General features: G+C 37.0%; 16 protein-coding genes and 1 tRNA gene. 2 read left to right on the forward strand and 15 right to left on the reverse strand.

The window, feature by feature from the left end:
- Window positions 1-11: 11 nt before the first annotated feature.
- Window positions 12-713, reverse strand: a complete 702-nt coding sequence (locus IGI67_RS04000) for an ABC transporter ATP-binding protein (protein ID WP_207106658.1) — start codon at window positions 711-713, stop codon at window positions 12-14.
- A 167-nt stretch (window positions 714-880) separates the two neighbouring features.
- Between IGI67_RS04000 and IGI67_RS04005 the strand changes: the two genes are divergently transcribed.
- Window positions 881-1,330: a hypothetical protein gene (locus IGI67_RS04005; RefSeq protein WP_429956823.1), complete on the forward strand. Its 450-nt coding sequence runs from the start codon at window positions 881-883 to the stop codon at window positions 1,328-1,330.
- 34 nt (window positions 1,331-1,364) lie between these two features.
- Here the strand turns inward: IGI67_RS04005 and IGI67_RS04010 are convergent, their stop codons facing one another.
- The 12 genes from IGI67_RS04010 to glgB all read right to left on the reverse strand — a co-directional run bounded on the left by IGI67_RS04010 (window position 1,365) and on the right by glgB (window position 15,327).
- Window positions 1,365-1,883, reverse strand: a complete 519-nt coding sequence (locus tag IGI67_RS04010; protein ID WP_429956824.1) for a nucleotidyltransferase domain-containing protein — start codon at window positions 1,881-1,883, stop codon at window positions 1,365-1,367.
- 102 nt (window positions 1,884-1,985) lie between these two features.
- Entirely contained in the window at window positions 1,986-3,131 is a 1,146-nt protein-coding gene (gene nagA / locus IGI67_RS04015) for an N-acetylglucosamine-6-phosphate deacetylase (protein ID WP_207106661.1), read from the reverse strand.
- 78 nt (window positions 3,132-3,209) lie between these two features.
- Window positions 3,210-4,034, reverse strand: a complete 825-nt coding sequence (locus IGI67_RS04020) for a helix-turn-helix domain-containing protein (protein ID WP_429956825.1) — start codon at window positions 4,032-4,034, stop codon at window positions 3,210-3,212.
- Between the two features lie 184 nt (window positions 4,035-4,218).
- Window positions 4,219-4,302: transfer RNA gene (locus tag IGI67_RS04025), tRNA-Leu, on the reverse strand.
- A 46-nt stretch (window positions 4,303-4,348) separates the two neighbouring features.
- Window positions 4,349-4,534: a hypothetical protein gene (locus IGI67_RS04030; RefSeq protein WP_207106663.1), complete on the reverse strand. Its 186-nt coding sequence runs from the start codon at window positions 4,532-4,534 to the stop codon at window positions 4,349-4,351.
- Between the two features lie 61 nt (window positions 4,535-4,595).
- Window positions 4,596-5,201, reverse strand: a complete 606-nt coding sequence (locus IGI67_RS04035) for a hypothetical protein (protein ID WP_429956826.1) — start codon at window positions 5,199-5,201, stop codon at window positions 4,596-4,598.
- A gap of 102 nt (window positions 5,202-5,303) precedes the next feature.
- Window positions 5,304-7,136, reverse strand: coding sequence for a glycoside hydrolase family 13 protein (locus IGI67_RS04040; RefSeq protein ID WP_429956827.1), 1,833 nt, complete (start codon window positions 7,134-7,136; stop codon window positions 5,304-5,306).
- Window positions 7,117-9,555, reverse strand: coding sequence for a glycogen/starch/alpha-glucan phosphorylase (locus IGI67_RS04045; RefSeq protein ID WP_429956828.1), 2,439 nt, complete (start codon window positions 9,553-9,555; stop codon window positions 7,117-7,119). The genes IGI67_RS04040 and IGI67_RS04045 overlap by 20 nt, the downstream gene beginning before the upstream one ends.
- 118 nt (window positions 9,556-9,673) lie before the next feature.
- Window positions 9,674-11,101, reverse strand: coding sequence for a glycogen synthase GlgA (gene glgA, locus IGI67_RS04050; RefSeq protein ID WP_429956829.1), 1,428 nt, complete (start codon window positions 11,099-11,101; stop codon window positions 9,674-9,676).
- 4 nt (window positions 11,102-11,105) lie between these two features.
- Complete coding sequence (gene glgD, locus IGI67_RS04055; protein ID WP_207106668.1) at window positions 11,106-12,254, reverse strand: glucose-1-phosphate adenylyltransferase subunit GlgD; 1,149 nt, start codon at window positions 12,252-12,254, stop codon at window positions 11,106-11,108.
- Window positions 12,241-13,386 carry a glucose-1-phosphate adenylyltransferase gene (locus tag IGI67_RS04060; protein WP_207106669.1) on the reverse strand — a complete coding sequence of 382 codons (1,146 nt, stop codon included), beginning with the start codon at window positions 13,384-13,386 and terminating at the stop codon, window positions 12,241-12,243. Before IGI67_RS04060 ends, glgD begins: the two co-directional genes overlap by 14 nt.
- A gap of 39 nt (window positions 13,387-13,425) precedes the next feature.
- On the reverse strand, window positions 13,426-15,327 hold the full coding sequence (gene glgB / locus IGI67_RS04065) for a 1,4-alpha-glucan branching protein GlgB (RefSeq protein ID WP_429956830.1): 1,902 nt from the start codon (window positions 15,325-15,327) through the stop codon (window positions 13,426-13,428).
- Window positions 15,328-15,751: 424 nt separating this feature from the next.
- On the opposite strand from glgB, the gene IGI67_RS04070 reads away from it, so the two are divergent.
- Window positions 15,752-16,306, forward strand: a complete 555-nt coding sequence (locus tag IGI67_RS04070) for a DUF2179 domain-containing protein (RefSeq protein WP_207107997.1) — start codon at window positions 15,752-15,754, stop codon at window positions 16,304-16,306.
- 1 nt (window position 16,307) lies between these two features.
- Here IGI67_RS04070 and IGI67_RS04075 read toward each other — a convergent pair whose 3' ends face one another.
- Window positions 16,308-17,171 carry an alpha/beta hydrolase gene (locus IGI67_RS04075; RefSeq protein WP_207107996.1) on the reverse strand — a complete coding sequence of 288 codons (864 nt, stop codon included), beginning with the start codon at window positions 17,169-17,171 and terminating at the stop codon, window positions 16,308-16,310.
- Window positions 17,172-17,175: 4 nt separating this feature from the next.
- Window positions 17,176-17,976, reverse strand: coding sequence for a DUF1803 domain-containing protein (locus IGI67_RS04080; protein ID WP_429956831.1), 801 nt, complete (start codon window positions 17,974-17,976; stop codon window positions 17,176-17,178).
- Window positions 17,977-18,156 lie beyond the last annotated feature (180 nt).

An 18,156-nucleotide genomic window follows, 5' to 3' on the forward strand; every position in this document is an offset into this window, starting at 1 on the left:
TTAATCACCTCTTACCATTGAATATCTTCAATTGACTGAGGATTTTCATTCAACTCTTCACTACGTACTCGAGCATCATTGATTCGAATCACTCGATCAGCCATGGGCGCAATCGCTGAATTATGTGTGATGATTACAACGGTTGTTCCATTTTTTCTAGCTGTCTCTTGCAATATTTTCAAAATCTGTTTTCCCGTCTCAAAATCCAGAGCACCTGTAGGCTCATCACACAATAACAACTTTGGTCTTTTCGCCAAGGCACGAGCAATCGTAACCCGCTGCTGTTCTCCACCAGATAATTGGGCAGGAAAATTATCCATCCGTTCTCCTAATCCGACAGAATGTAATACTTCTTCGGGTTCCATGGCATCTGTGACGATTTGAGAAGCCAGCTCAACATTCTCCTTCGCAGTTAAGTTAGGAACTAAATTATAAAATTGGAAAACAAAGCCGACGTCATTGCGCCGATATGTAGTTAGTTCCTTGTCATTGAAAGCAGCAATATCTGTGCCATCCACTATTATTTTCCCTTCATCACAACTATCCATTCCACCTAAAATATTTAACACAGTCGATTTTCCTGCTCCGCTTGGTCCAAGGATTACCGCAACTTCACCTTTCTCAATCGAAAAGTTAATCTTTTCATTTGCTTTAATGACCGTTTCACCCATTTTATAATGTTTGCTTTCATCGATCACGTCAATATAAGCCATTCCATATCCCCCATTTTCAAAAACTGTTCATGCTCTTTTTAGTTTAACATAGCTTAAAAAAAAGCCAACGACAGATGTCATCAGCTTAAAAAAATTACGATGATTTTTCTATTAAGTGATTGAAAATACCAGTTTTTGAAATGATAATAGAGATAAGGAGGTGCTTTATGAAAGTATGTATCGAATGCTACGCAGTAAGCAATCGCGCAACCCCACTACTTGGCAAACGAGAGTGTTTAGAAAATCATGACCAGTACATTTGCGGTACTTGTGGCAGATGTATCTGCATCCAAAAAGATAGTAATCGCCAACTGCGCAGAATTGATTTCCCATTTAAAAGTTTAGAAATCGCACAATTATATCTACGAGCCGCCGATTACTTATACCACATGCCCTGCGGAATTTACGAAATCATCAGTGAATCAAATCGAAAATCCTATAAGATTTTTCTTAATGACGATGATTTTACAGAATACTTAGCAAACAACAAGAAAAAATATGCCAAAAAACATTACGCTCTCTATCGCCACGTATACTTTGAAGAGTTTTCTAAAACAGAAGTAAGAAAACTCAGTCATCAAGAAGTACAAGCTTATTTAAATAATAGCGGTGATTAATTACTTTCGATGATAATTTTTTAGATGTCACATGCTAGCATTCAAACTCCTGCGGGAAGGCTCTTTTTAAAGCTTTTAAATCAGCATGGTCTACTGCTCTTAGGTCATAGCCGCTATGAAAAATTCTTTGCCCTTCCACAGAAACACAAGGTATTTGCCGCCCCTCAAATATTCTTTTGGAAAACCACTCCGCATTCAGTTCATAATACCCACCCTCGGGGTTTGCTTGCTGCATTATACCTGCATCACTAATGATAAATGGATGGATATCAATGTATCCATAATTAGGATGATACAGTTCTGCACGTGTTGGCCGTTGATCGGTAATTATTTTGTAGCCCATTTCGATCAACTTATTAAGCAGCAACTGCTCCTCTTCAGCATCAAAATCAATATCGATATCTCGATGAGGTCTCGTTTGTTTTCCGACGAGAACGTCAATACCCCAGCCTCCTTCTATCCAATAACGAATATCGAGCTCGTTCAATAGATCAATAATCCTAAGAAAACTGTCTTTACTTGTTATCGAGTTGTGTTCAGAATTTGACTTCACGTACTTTCTCCTTTCCTTTATACATTTTTCAAAAAAATTTAACCATAATAAACTAGTATAAAACAAAAAACTCGGCCAACTAGACCGAGTTTATTAAAATAATTAAGCGTGATAACGTTCAACACCATCAAGGTACGTGGCAACTAAATCCATATTAGAATCCAAGACGATAAAATCAGCTGCGCGGCCTTCAGCGATCATACCACATTTATCATCAATATTACAGCTGACAGCTGGTACATATGATGCCATCATAATTGCTTGCTCTGGCGTTGCAATCTCCCATTCAACAACATTTTTGATTGCTTCTTTTAGTTTTAAAATACTTCCAGCCAAGTTCCCCGATTCAAGTCGTGCAGTTCCTTCCTTCACAACTACTGGAAATTCCCCTAAATTGTAATTTCCTTCTGGCATACCGCCTGCCATCATGCAATCAGTAATCAACGCAACATGATCATGACCCGCTTTTTCCATCAATACTTCAGCAGCCTGTGGATGTACATGATGACCATCGCAAATCAATTCAGAAAACACATGCTGTAAAGTTAACAAAGCACCAACCATGCCAGGTTCACGATGATTAAATCCGCGCATACCATTATAAGCATGTACAAAGACGCTTGCACCAGCTTCCACCGCCTCTTGGGCTTCTTCTATTGTAGCGTTAGAATGTCCAAGCGAAACAACAACACCTTCATCAGTCACAGTTTTAACAAATTCTCTTACCCCTTTACGTTCAGGAGCCAAAGCAATTTTTTTAATTAAACCACCTGATGCTTCTTGCCATTCATGGAAAGTATCCAAATCTGGATCACCAAAATAACTAGGATTTTGTGCACCTTTATGCTCTTCAGTAAAGAATGGTCCTTCGAAATAAATCCCTTGAATTTTTGCCCCATCAACCTCTTGATAAACCTTACCGATTGTTTCAGCAACATCTTTCAAATGTTCTTTTGAAGATGTCAAAGTTGTGGGTAGAAAACTAGTAACACCACATGACAGCAGACCTTCAGACATAACTTTAATTCCTTCAGCATCATTGTCCATTACATCGTGATTCTTATAGCCATGTATGTGAGTATCAACTAAACCAGGAGCAATCCATTTTCCAGATTGGTCGATTATTTCTGCTCCTTCTGGTTTTTCTTTCGTATATGTCCCAAAAATGCCAGCAGTGACATCTAAATAACCTGCACCTTTAACACCAGAGTTTAAAAAGAATTTGTCAGCATAAATAAATGTTTTCATTGTGAGCTCTCCCTTTTTGTCTTAGTACTTTAAAGTTACTCCTGAATTCATAATAAGTCAAGAATGGTGTAGACCATTCTATAAATCTTTTATTTTTTCAATCGCTCGCAGCATTTTTCGATAGTTGATCACTGTATGAAGCTCATCTCGAGCTTCTAACATCCGTATTTTTAATTCTAAAAGTTCTCTTAATTTATAATAACTGCATTGTTGACGATTCCACTTCAATCCCATATCAACAACTTTCTCAGCCAAATCCAAACGCTCTTGCTTAACCAAAAAAGTACCATAATTTACAAAAAGATTACTCAATTCACTTCGCTCTGAATAATCAGCCATCATCGTTTGAAATAGTTCAAAACTTTGGTTGTAGTAGCTTTGTGCTTCATTCACTCGCCCAAGCACAGAATTCATTTTTCCAGCAAAACTTAAAAGCAAAATTTTACTGTCAAAATAGCCAGTATATTTTTTTGATACACAGATTGAAAGCCCCTGAACAATTTGCTCTAATGCTTTTTCTGGAGCCTCATCGATAAAATAAGCACAAACACCTTTAAAAAAGTAGGCTAACTGGCGATCTTTATCTAAGTGAGTAATTTGTCGTTCATCTAGATAATCCAATGTCGTTCGAATCTCTAGATACTTTCCGATACGCAAATACATAAACATTTTATTGAAATACTTACGCAGGAACAATTCTTCCGGTAAGAAATCCAGCATCAATTGATCAATCGTAATCCCCAGCCGATGACATAATTGCTGAATCACGATAATATTAGGAATCTCTTCATTATTTTCAATTCGACTCAAGACACTTTGAGAACAAATCCCTTCAGAAAGATCCTTTTGTGTCATGCCGTGTTCTTTTCTGAACTCTTTTAAGACTTGACCAATCGCTTCCATTGCCACTTCCTCCAAAATATGCGAATTCACATTTTAATAAGTTAATTTTATCTGATGACTAGTTGACAAGCAACTCTTGCGATCTAAATACACAAAAGGTTTTCAGCCGAAAGATAAAATGCAAACGTATTTCTGCTGTTTTATTCCTCAAAAAAAAAGATGCACCATAATCGGTACATCCAAGTGCGGCGAATGGGACTCGAACCCACACGAGATCGCTCTCACATGATCCTTAGTCATGCTTGTCTGCCAATTCCAACATCACCGCAGAATCTTTTCTCATGATAGCGGGCTAAAATGAAAAAGTCAATAGTTTACACGATCGTTGTATCATAGACGTACGTGATATTTCCCTTTAACCCTGCAATACCACGAAAAAACTTTTTGTCTTCTTGTTTAATCCACGCCTCTCGAAACAAGAAAAATTCATCACGTGTTACTTCTATTTTCTCAATATCTCCCGCCCGTAATTGGCCAATTTTTTCCTCAAATGGATTCATGTTCTTTTTTCTCTCCTATCATCGTAAAACAACAGAAGGATACCTGTCGGCACCTTCTGCTTTACTCATGAAAATATTTACTATTTTCGATACTAGAGCTTTCCTCTTGCATAATCCCTCGTAATGAGCGATCTAAACGTTGACGAGAATTTTTTCTTTCGATCGCCGGTTGCTTCTGCTCATTTTCAGGCGCAAACAAAATATAAGATTGCCGCGATTTTTCCATTCGCTGCATTAGTTCTTTTGGTGAAATAGCATCAGCTGGTTCATCTGGAATCAAAGAAGAAGGAACAAATTTTGGTGAGAAAGGTGTTGCACTGCGACCATTTCGCGTATTAAACGTTGTCTTGGACGTAGTCGCCTCTTTGGGTTTACGCTCCTCAAATAGTTTTACCTTTTTTGATTCTTTTCGCTCTCCCTGATACATTGGTAAGTTTGCTTTATGATGATCTAGCTCTCTACGTGGTTCCTCGTCTAAGCTAACACGACGTGTCCGTTTAGCTTTTGGCATTGGTCGCTCAAAAATATCTTTTGCTTCCAAACGATAACTTGTAATTAAGTCATCTTGTCCATCAAATAAGACACGCTGATTGGTTTGTACTAATTTAACCCCTGCTTCATCATCAAAAGCAGGAAAACGGCTCTTTTTTCTGCTGTAAGTTTGCATAATATCATCCTTATCGTTCTGATATAGCATAGTTTAGCATAAATGCTGAAAAAATGCTTTTAAATTCCTAAGTAACAGGAGAACTAGAGAAAATCATCAGAATTAATCGGCATCATGCACAAATAAGCTACCTCTTGGAGCCAATACTTCACCATCCAAAATACGCGCTAGTACTTCATAATCTCCTTGATAAGCACGCGGGCTTGATAATTCTCCTACATTTAAATTTTGCTCTTCATCTGATAAATTGAGTGCATAGATTACATAGGCTTCTTCGGTATAGCGAATGATTCCGAAAATTTGTTGCTTTTGAGAATAAAAAGGGAAAAAATGTCCATGCTTTAGCACATCGTGTTTTTTTCTCCGGTTAATCCACTTTTGACAATTTTTAAATAAACGATGATCAATGGATTGCCAAGGAAAAAATTTTCGATTATCAGGATCTTTACCACCCGTCAATCCAGCTTCATCTCCATAATACACACAAGGAATCCCAGGCATCATGAACATTAGTCCCCATGCCTGATCCAATGCCTCAACAGAACCATTGAGCATAGTTAAAATGCGCTCAGTGTCATGAGTCCCAATATTATTTAATTGATTATAATAGAAATCTGCTGGATAGTTTTCTTGATATCGAATCATTTCCTCACAGATATTCTTTAATGAGCGTGTTCGTTTTAAGATATCTAAAATTTGTTGACGTAATGGGTAGTTCATTACTCCTTGTAAGTGATCTCCAAAAACATATTTTCGTCGTGTATCGTATGCAATCTTATTTGATGCATCTTCCCATACCTCGCCAATCAAAATTTTTTCTTGATAGGATAAAAGGTTTTTTCGAATACCAGCGATAAAATCATCTGTCAATTCATCAGCAACATCTAAACGCCAGCCATCAACCCCCATCGAGGTCCATTTGGACAAAACACTGTCCAAATCACCATAAATGAATTCCTGATAATTAGGGTTTTCTTTGCGTACTTCTGGTAGATCGGCCACTCCCCACCAAGACTTATAGTCATTAGGATAATGATTAAACGTAAACCAATCGTGATATTTACTTTGCGGATCACGCGCAGCTCCAGTATTTTCGCCGTAAAGACCAGAGATATTAAAATAACGGCTATCTTTACCTACGTGAGAAAACACTCCATCTAACACTACAGCAATCCCAGCTGTATGCAAAGCAGCTATTAAACTACGAAAATCTTCTTCAGTACCTAAAACACCATCTACCTTGAAATAGTCATTCGTATCATAACGATGATTAGAAGTAGCCTCAAAAATCGGATTCAAATATAAAGCAGTAATTCCCAGTTCTTGTAAATAAGGAATTTTCTCTTGAATTCCTTTAAAGTTCCCTCCAAAAAAGTCCCAGCGAGCAATCTCATTCTTCTGATTTTTAATATAAAACGGTTCATCTTCTTCAGTCGCATAAATGAAAGAATTCTTTTTTGGCTGATTGATTGTTCGATCAGGATTTCCATTTGCAAATCGATCAGGGAAAATTTGATAAAAAACAGCATTCCGATACCATTTAGGAGCGATCTCTGGTTTTTGATAGCAGGTTAACTGATAAGGCACCACTTCTTGTTCCGAACTGTAGATTCTTCCTTCGCCGCCTTGATCATTGAAGCCATAGTATTGGATCGTTTCGTAATCTTCCGATTCGTGTACCACTTTAAAATAATAAAAATATAGTCCCCATTCTTGATCCATGATCGTTTGAAAATGAAAGCGATCTTCTGAAGCAGGTTCCATTGGAAATATTTTCTGTCCCACTGAACTTCCTTCTTTTCGTACAATCAAAAAGACTTTTGTTTTTTGCTGCTCAGGAACTGATAGCCAGATTTTGACCATCGTTCCTTCTTGAACAGCTCCAAATGGTTGCTTATAGCGTTCTATCCATGGATTAAAGTAAATATGAGTCATGTTGCGTTACACCTCGATCGTCTTCGTGGGCAAATACAGGCTCTATTTGCCAAATATCGTCTGCATAGCGTTGAACCGTATTGTCTGAAGAAAAGCGTCCTGCATTAGCAATGTTACGTAAGCTTATTTGCAGCCAACGACGTTTCTCTTGATAAGCTTGATTCACTGATTCTTGTGCTGAACAGTAATCTTCAAAATCACGTAAGACAAAAAATTCATCATTATATTTGATCAGCGAATCAAAGATCTCTTGACCTTCCGCAAAAATATTGGGAATAGTTCCGTCGATTAGTGTTTTAACTACTTTGTGTATGACAGCATTCTCTCGATAAATTTCTGCGGAAGAATAATTTTTGTTCTCATAATATTGATAAACTTCAGACTCAGTCAAACCAAAAATAGCAATATTCTCATCACCAACAGCATCTCGAATTTCAACGTTCGCACCATCCAAAGTCGCTATCGTCACCGCTCCATTCAACATTAACTTCATATTAGATGTCCCTGAAGCTTCTTTTGATGCTAAAGAAATTTGTTCACTAACATCTGCTGCTGGAATAATCCGTTCCGCCAAACTTACATTATAATTTTCTAAAAATACAACTTTCAGTTTATCGTTTATCGTCGTGTCTTGATTAATCAAACGTGCAGTCTCATTTATCACTTTGATAATGGATTTTGCGTAATGATAACTTGGCGCAGCCTTTGCTCCAAAAATGAACACTCGCGGTTCAATTGGTAATTCAGGATTTTCTTTTAAATCTAAGTACAATTTGATTATATGCAATAGATTTAATAATTGACGTTTATAGGCATGCAATCGTTTGATTTGAACATCAAAAATAGCATGTGTATTTACTTTGATTCCATAATGCTCTTGAATATAGTTAGCCAGACGTGCTTTATTCTCTAATTTTGCCTGGTCCAACATATCAAGTACTTGATCGTCTTCCTCATAATTCAATAATAAACGTAGATCGCTTGGCTTTTTCCTCCAAGAGTTTCCAATGGTTTTATCAAGTACTTTACTCAATGCAGGATTGGCTAACTGTGTCCAACGGCGCATCGCGATACCATTTGTTTTATTATTGAAACGTGCTGGATAAATCAGGTAAAAATCGTGCAGAACAACTGATTTTAAGAGATCCGAATGTAACTTGGCTACACCATTTGTCGAATGAGAGCCAATAATCGCAAGATGGGCCATATGCACCTGGTTGTTCTGAATAATTCTTGTTCTTTGAATTAAATCAAAATCATGAACACCGGTCATCTCCTCGACAAAACGCCTATCAATTTCTTCTATAATTTGATAGATTCTAGGACAGACACTCTTCATCATGTTAATCGACCATTTTTCTAAGGCCTCAGCCATGATTGTATGGTTGGTATAACTCATCACTTCCTGAGTTAAATTCCAAGCCCGTTCCCATCCTAATTCCTGTTCATCAACTAGAAGACGCATGAATTCGGCAACACACATCGACGGGTGCGTATCGTTGATATGAATTGCGATATATTGATTGATATCATCGATGGGCTTATTGAGTTGCTTATAATAGCGTAATATACTCTGTACACCTGCTGAAACGAAAAAGTATTCTTGTGATAGACGTAGTTTTCTTCCCGCTTCATTAGAATCATCAGGATAAAGTACTGAAGTCAAATCTTCTACTGCTCGTCGATCTTCAATACTACGATAACGCTCTTCTTCCTCTGGTGAGATCTCTACTGACCACAGTCGCATTGTATTAACGGTACCATTCTGATAGCCAACCATCCCTGTATCGTATGGAACAGCTCGTAAGATCATTCCGCCATGATAGTTCGGCTTTAAATTACCAAATTCATCATGGCTCATGTATACATCTCCGCCAATGCGTACGTCCACCGCTTTACTTTCCTTGCGTACCTCCCAAAGATTTCCATTTTGAAGCCATTCATCCGGCAATTCTACCTGATAATTATCAACAAAACGCTGCTTAAAAAGTCCATATTTATATCGGATACCATTACCATTTCCTGGCAATCCCATTGAAGCAATCGAATCCATAAAGCAAGAGGCTAATCGACCTAATCCGCCGTTTCCTAGAGCCATATCAGGTTCAACTTCTGCCAAATCATCTAAATTGATGCCTAACTCTCTTAAGCCCTCTGTTACCATATCTAGCCAGCCCATATTCAATAGATTACTCTTTAACATTTTTCCCGGCAAAAATTCAATAGAAAAATAATAAGCTTGCTTTTGCTCTGCTTCGCGATAGTCTTTCCATGTCTGCTGCCAATTTTGTGAATATGCCGAAGTCATTAATGAACCCAACGTTTGATAAAGTTCGTTTGGCGAAGCATCTGTGACACCCATCGCAAATTTTTCAGCCAAACGGCGACTGAATGATTGCTTAAATTCTGTTTTGTTCATTTTTTTCATCTCCAACCTACACTTTTTATAAATAAGATTTAATTATTGTTATAGCAAAATTTATGATAGAAAAAGCCAAAATCCATAGCTCGAGGCTTAGATTCTGGCTTTTCGAATCCTACATTTGTTTGTATAGTTCTAAATATTGACGACTAGACCCATCCCAACTAAAATCACGCGACATCGCTTCGTTCATCATCTTTTGCCAAATGTTTTGGTGGTCGTGATAAAGCTCGATTGCTTGTTTTAACGTGTTCATTAAATAGAATGGTTCAAAAATATTAAATCCAAAGCCTGTTCCTTCGTTTGTAATCGGATTGTACGGTTGGACAGTATCTCTTAGACCACCAATTTCATGCACAATCGGTAACGTACCATACCGCATAGAAATCATTTGCGATAAACCACAAGGCTCAAAAGCTGAGGGCATCAAAAACATATCCGCCCCTGCGTAAACCTTTTGTGCCAGAGTTACATCGAATGCAATATGAATACTTGTCTTATGCGAGAATTTTTCTCCAAAATATTCGAATTGGTTTTCAAAATTAGGATCACCAGTTCCAATTAAAACCAGTTGTACATCAAATTGCATCAAATTCTCCATCTCTTGCAAGAGCAAATGAAAACCTTTTTGATAAGTTAATCGGCTAACAATCCCAATCAAAGGCACATCCGGACGAACCGGCAAATCTAATAATTTTTGCAGTTGAACCTTGTTTTCCGTTTTTTTATTAAGCTGTTTTGCATCATAATTTGCAAAAATCGCTGGATCTTTTGCTGGATCAAAGGAATCGTAATCAATACCATTTAATATTCCATGCAGCTTCCCGCTTTCCATTCGTAAAATAACATCTAAGCCCGCTCCAAACTCAGCCGTTTTGATTTCTTCAGCATAAGATGGACTCACTGTAGTTACACGATCTGCATAAAGAATACCAGCTTTCATAAAGTTCACACAATCATTAAAGCGAATAGTTCCATCATCATACCGCTCACTCCCTATACCAAATAAATCATGCAGCACTTCTCGATCGTATTGCCCTTGAAATTCAATGTTGTGAATAGTAAGAACGGTACGTATTTGATTGAATTTTTGAATCCACCGATATTTTTCTTTTAGTAAAAACGGTATAAAGGATGTATGATAGTCGTTCAAATGCATCACATCAGGAATAAACTCAATTTTCTCCATCAACTCGATGACTGCTTGCTGATAAAAAGCAAAGCGTTCCCCGTCGTCATAATAACCGTACAATTCCGGCCGATTGAAGTAATAGAGATTATCTAAGAAATAATAGTCAATGTCATTCATTCGCAAGTATTTAACACCGCAATACTGCTTGCGCCAACCAACATAGACATCATAAGAAAATAGATCCTCCAGTTGCTCTTTATAGCGATCCGGCATTTTTGTAAAATATGGTAAAACAACTTTTATATCCGTGCCTTTTTCCTTCAACGCTTTCGGTAAAGCCCCCGCAACATCACCCAATCCTCCTGTTTTAAAAAAGGGTGCACATTCCGCTGCTACAAATAATGTCTTCACGTTTTTACTCGCCTCCGTAAACGTCGCTTAGCACATGTGTATTTTTCTTGATCACAACTGGCTGCTCTGCCGAACCAATAATTTTTATTCCTGGCTCAACGACAACATTTTTATCTAAAATCGCATGTTTAATATACGCATTTTCATGAATACTACAGCTTGCCATTATGATTGAATCTACGACCTCAGCACCTTTTTCGATTACAACACTTCTTGAGAAAAGAGAGCCGTGGGCCTTGCCATCAACAAGGCAACCCGTTGCGAATTGACTATTTTTAACTTCCGAAGTTGGAGAATAATACGTAGCCACTTCATTTTTTAATTTTGTATATATCTTTTGCTTAGAATACAATAAAGATGTGAATTTTTTTGGATCTAACATTGCCATATTCGCATCATAATAAGACTTAATATCAAAAATATTACTCAGAAAACCAGTATACTCATAGGCATTTGTTTTTACTTGATTCATTGCTAAAGTCAAGAAATCAACTAATGCTACGGGACCACCCAAACTCTGCCCTTCGTGTAAAGCATTGATCAGCCAATCTGTACGGCAAATAAAGATTTTCATACTAAGATTGAGTATTTCATCATCGGTTTTATCTTCTAAGAAGTTATGATGTCCGTTTATTATACCGTGTTCATCCACTTCTAAAATTTCATCTTGGCGATAAATTTGTTCCTTCGGCATTTTCTTGTAGACGACAGTCATAACACTATCACTCTGTAGGTGAATTTTTAAAACTGCCTCTAAATCAATATTGCATAGCATGCGGTTCCCCATAAAGACAGTATATTCTGATTTTGATTTATTCAAATAATCGATTATTGATTCAAAATAGGGACGGCCTTCTGCTTTCTTTTTCAAAAAGTCTTGGTAAAAGTGGATAAAGTAACGACTATCGACACTATCTAGATGCCACTCGCGTCCGCCACCGATATGATCAAATACGGATTTTGTCATTCCTTGATTGAAAACCATATAGACAGATTTGATATTGGCATTAATTGCATTCGACAAATTGAAGTCAATCAACCGATATTTACAATCGAAAGGTAATGTAGCCAATGGTCTTTTTTCAGTTAATGGTAATAATTCTGGACATTCATATACATTTCCCAGAATGGCACACATTTTATTCGCTCTCACTTGTCAACACTCCAATCACTTCTGAATATCCAACAACTGCAATTTCGTCCGAACCATCCACAACAGCATCATCACCAATGATTGCATTCTCACCAATAATTGCTTTTGTGATTTGTACATTTTTTCCAATTGTCGCACCTGGCATAACAACACTATCGACTACTTTAGCTCCTTCTTTGACTTGAACATCATCAGATAAAATACTGTGTTCCACATATCCAGCGACATAGCAGCCATCTACTACCAATGAATTCTTTACATCAGCATTTTCAGTCAAGAAGTGAGGTGGCGAAATAGTATTTTTTGCTAAAACACGCCAGTTTTTATCTCGAATATTTAAACTATGATCTGGATCGATGAATTCCATGCTAGCTTCCCAGAGAGAGTCAATCGTACCTACATCTTTCCAGTAGCCGTCAAATCGATAGGCAAAAACATTCTCGCCACTTTCTAAGTATGCTGGTATCACGTGCTTACCAAAGTCTAGCATTTGATCATCTTTTTTATAGCTATTCAATAATACGCTGCGTAAACGACTCCAGTTAAAAATATAAATTCCCATTGAAGCCAAGTTGCTTTTCGGTTCTTCTGGTTTTTCTTCAAATTCAATAATTCGATCATTCTCATCAGTGTTCATGATTCCAAATCGAGAAGCTTCTTCAATTGGCACTTCAATTACCGCAACTGTTAGTGCAGCATTATTCGCCTTATGATCCTCTAACATCGCTTCGTAATCCATTTTATAGATGTGATCACCCGACAATACCAAAACATACTGTGGATCCATCTGATCAATATAATCCATATTTTGATAAATTGCGTGTGCTGTTCCCTCAAACCACTTGCTTCCATCATTACTAGAATACGGCTGTAAGATCGTAACACCTGAGTTTAACCCATCAAAGCCCCAACTGGAACCATTTCCAATATGATTATTTAACGCTAAAGGTTGGTATTGGGTGACCACCCCAACGTTGTTAATTCCTGAATTAATACAATTACTCAAAGTAAAATCAATAATTCGATAACGACCGCCAAAAGGGACAGCAGGTTTTGCAATTTTTTGTGTTAGTTTACCGAGGCGAGATCCCTTCCCGCCGGCTAAAATCATTGCTAAAATTTCTGTTTTCATTTTATTTTGATGAAGGACTTTCCTCCATCGACCTCCCTTCTATTTCTTACGTGTATTGATTGATTCTGGTTTTAAAATGATAGCTCCTAAAGCTGGCACAGTCGTTTTGATCAACTGAGCGTACTCTTTAAAATTAATAGGTTCACTTTGACGATCCTCATTATGCTTCGTCCAAGTTCCACCGAATTCTTTCATTTCAGTGTTCCAAATTTCTTTATACGTTCCTGAATATGGCACACCAATATGGAAATCTTGCCGTTCAATCGGAGTCATATTCAAAACGACAATCAAGAAATCCTTCTTGCGTTTTCCTTTTCTCATAAAGGTTAAGACAGACTCTTCAGTATTATCGGCATCAATAATTTCAATCGTGTCATAAGAATCTTCTAATTCCCATAAAGCAGTTTGATTTCTATAGAAGTCGTTCAGTTTTGCAGTAAAATGCTGCATAGAATGATTCAATGAATCCGACAAATCATTCCATTCAAGTCCTTTATCAAACTTCCACTCTAAAAATTGACCCCATTCACTTCCCATAAATAGTAATTTTTTACCTGGATGAGTCATAAAATAAGTATATAGATTCCGTAACTGTGCAAATTGCTTATAGCGATCACCCCACATTTTGTGCATCAAACTCTTCTTACCATGAACAACTTCATCATGCGACAATGGTAAAATGAAATTCTCTTGCATCATGTACATGAAAGAAAATGTAATCAAGTTAAAATTATCTTTTCGATATATCGGATCCATCTCATAAAAACGTAAAACATCGTTCATCCAACCCATGTTCCATTTAAAATCAAAACCTAACGAACCACTTTCAATCATCCCAGTCACAGGAGTCTCAGAAGAACTTTCCTCCGCAATCATTAAAACATTTGGATGCGCTAATTTGATGACAGCATTTAGCTTTTGTAAAAAGTAATATCCTTCAAAATTACGATTTCCACCTTCATGATTGGGCGTCCATGGGCCATCATCATAGTCACGATAAATTATACTTGAAACAGCATCAACTCTTATGCCATCAATATGGAACATCTCAATCCAATACATCGCACTAGAAATCAGAAAACTTTGAACTTGTGGTTTCCCAAGATCAAAATTAATTGATCCCCAACGATTATTTTTAGCACGATCCGGGTCAGTGTATTCAAATTGTGGCGTACCGTCATAATAAGGTAGCGTGTCTTCATTAATACAGTAATGGCCAGGTACCCAGTCAACTAGCACTCCAATATTATTCAAATGACAAGCCTCAACAAAATCTTGAAATTCTGCTGGTGTACCATAATAAGAACTCAAGGCAAAATAGCCAATCAATTGATATCCCCAAGAACGCCCTAATGGATGCTCCATTAACGGCATAAATTCCACATGAGTATAATTCATTTCAACTAAATAAGGGACCAGCTCCTTCGTTAAATCGGCAAAGCTGTAAGGTGTCCCATCCTCATGATGTCGCCATGAGCTAGCATGCAGTTCATATATATTCAGCGGTCTCTTAAAAGCGTTCATACGTTTATTGCGTCCGCGCCATAATCCATCCTTCCATTTCTTTTCAGGGAAATGATAGATCTCTGCTGCATTTCCAGGTCTTCTCTCAAATCGGACAGCAAAGGGGTCTATTTTTAAAATTTCTCGGCCCTCTGCTTGTTTCACTTTAAATTTGTAGAGATCACCTTCATTTGCTTTATTAGTAAATATCTGCCAGATTCCGCTTGATTCATCCTTTTCCATGGGCAAATCTTGCCAATCATTGAAATCACCAACGAGGGACACAGCTAACGCATTTGGTGCCCACGCTCTAAAGATATACCCATCATTCTCTAGATGAACACCTAATAAATGTTGTGCATAAAAATTTTCTCCCGACAAAAATGTTCTCTTAGCGTCATCCATTTGTTGTTTTTTATTTTGTTTTGTATTTTCCATGAGAACCACCTTTTTGAGTGAACGATAATCCGTTCTTATATTGCATTTTAATGTGCAAAGCTTAATAATAAGAACGCCGAATGTTTTATTATAATGACACAAACCTTAATAAAATAACGTATCAAGCGTTTTACCAATCCCTCTCCGCATTATTAAAAGTCCCTACTAACATTATATTATAATAAGATTTAAAATAGAAGAAAAAATTTTTAAATCTTTAAAATAAATCGAATTTTCTTCAAAAAATAACATTTATTATTTGATAAATCTGTTTTTTTGACAAATAATAGAGACTTTTTTTGCTGGTTATTTCCTTCTATTTGCCTTTTGACAAAATAATCGTTAGGCTAATAGGTATACAGTAAAAAGGGCAAATAAACATACTGCACAGTAAGAAAAATCATGTATAACGGGAGGTTCAATAATGATTGATATAAAAATGCTGGCGATGATCTTTTTTATCAATTTTTTCTATGTAACTCTCAACACACTGCGTTTTATGCTGACGATAAAAGGCTATCGTGTTCTGGCTCCCTTAATGAGTATGGTTGAGATTACCATCTATATTCTCGGACTTTCGATGGTCTTGGATCGTTTAGATAATCCTATCAATCTGCTGACCTATGCATTAGGCTATGCAATTGGCATTAGTGTTGGAATAAAAATTGAAGACAAACTAGCGTTAGGCTATATCATGGTCACTGTCATTTTACCGACAAATACGAATCAAGAAGCAAGCCTTCCTCGTGTTTTAAGGGAAAATGGCTATGGAGTTACACAATCCTACGGAGAGGGACTAGAAGGAGAACGAATGGTTCTAGAAATTTTATCTCCACGTAAAACAGAACGTCTGCTTTATACTTTGATCAAGGAAATAGAAGAGCGCGCTTTTATTATCTCCTATGAACCAAAATATATTTCCGGCGGCTTTTGGACAAAAAAAGTTCGTAAACGCCAAAAAAACAGCTTGAAGCCATAGCTCAAGCTGTTTTTTTCCAGATAAATTGAATCAATTGTTCCTCTAACTCTGGACTTTTAGTTATTGCCGAATGCCCACCAATTTTGCCTGTGATCGTTAATTCTCGGTAGGTTTTCGCATGTTTCTGAAACAATAAACGGAGGGCAAATGCACTATGAGTAGAAACCGAACCGTCACTTTCTGACCCATCCTTTAAGTCCCCAGCTACATCAAGCACATCAATATTCGTCGGCAAACGACTCATCGCTTTGTCAAAATACTGATAAATTGGCGTTTCACCACTTGGACCTTTATCTGTTAACTCATAGGAAAAAATTTCCTCAGTATCTTCAGCAATTTCTAAATCATTAAATGGTGCAGCAATCGCAACGAAATGCTCAGTAACCGGTGTATTCTCTCCCGCATACTCGAGTAAATAGCGCAGTGATGAAACACCTCCCATAGAATGGCTAACTAAATTGACGCGGCGAACCTTTTGCTGATATAAATAGTGCATAACCTTATCGATCCATTTACTTTGAGTAATTTCATCGGTCACATCTTTTGCAAAAAGAACCATAATTGTTGGATTATCATTTCTGTTTCTCAGTTTCCCTTCCACAGATAGCTGACCATTCGCTTGCACTACGATTGTCATTTCACGCTTAGCGATATTCTTCCTTTCAAATCTTCGCAAAAGCGGTCCAAACGAAAAGGAATTTCCTTCATAGCCATGAATAAAAACTGTCGGTACATTTGAATAGTGTATATTCTTTTGCTCCGCCAGCGTCCCTGGACTGAAGTAGCGTACCTTTGCATAATAAATCCCAAAAAAAACTACAAAAAAACTGACAACCAAAACAATTCCCTTTACTATTCGTTGCATTTGCTCATGCCTTCTTTTTTATTAAATAAGAAAAACTTTCTCGTTTCCCTAATAATTCCTTTGCTAATTGACGCACAAAAAAGAATCGTGTTTCATTATTCATTTCTTGAACAACATTGCATGAAATATTTTCAGTATAAATCGGTATAGCCAATTGCCACTCAGGTCGCGACGTGACTATGTGAGTAGCTAATAAACTATCTAAAAAAATAGATTCTCGCTTTGGTTTCTTGCCCAACAGCACTTGGTCAAGGATCAAGCTTAATTGATTACTGAAAAATTCTGGATTAACGTCCCCAATGAGAACCGATAAAGTTGGAAACAAATTTGGTTGTTCACTATTCTCAAAATAGTTAGCTAAAGTTTCCGATAATTTTCCTCCACGATTAATTGTAACCAATTGAAAGTCCTCATTTTCCAATCGACTAATTGTCGGTAAAGCAAAATCTATTGCGATAGTATTATCCAATTTATCACTCCACAATTCATCTGCTAACCATACCAATAGTTCTTCATTTGAATATTGATCATTTACCTGCTGAATAAATGCTTTGACTAATTCACCCGTCGGATATTCCTTCAATACAGATAGTGAGAAATCGTAGCGGCGGTTTTGGCGAGAAATGATTTCATTTTCAATCAAAAGATCCAAATCTCTATCTAAATGACGATAATCCGGAAAATTACTTCGAATTTCACGCAAGATTACTGGCTCTTCTAGTTTAAATAAATAGTTTACTAATTTCCGAATTTCCGGACACATTAAAGATTGCTGAAGTTTTTTGTTGTAAGTGTAAATTTGCATGCAAAATCCCTCTCCTATTAGAGTCATTTATCTACGTAGTTTTAATAGAGATTATTGTTTTATACATCTCTATACAATACTGATTTTAGTAGACTAACAAACTCTATCTCCGTTCGCATTATAATCCTAATAAAAAAAATCCACAAAAAAATGGACTTTTGACAGTCCACTTTTTAAAAT

The sequence above is a fragment of the Enterococcus sp. AZ196 genome, from assembly GCF_050498845.1.
GTDB classification, from domain to species: Bacteria; Bacillota; Bacilli; order Lactobacillales; family Enterococcaceae; genus Enterococcus_A; species Enterococcus_A murrayae.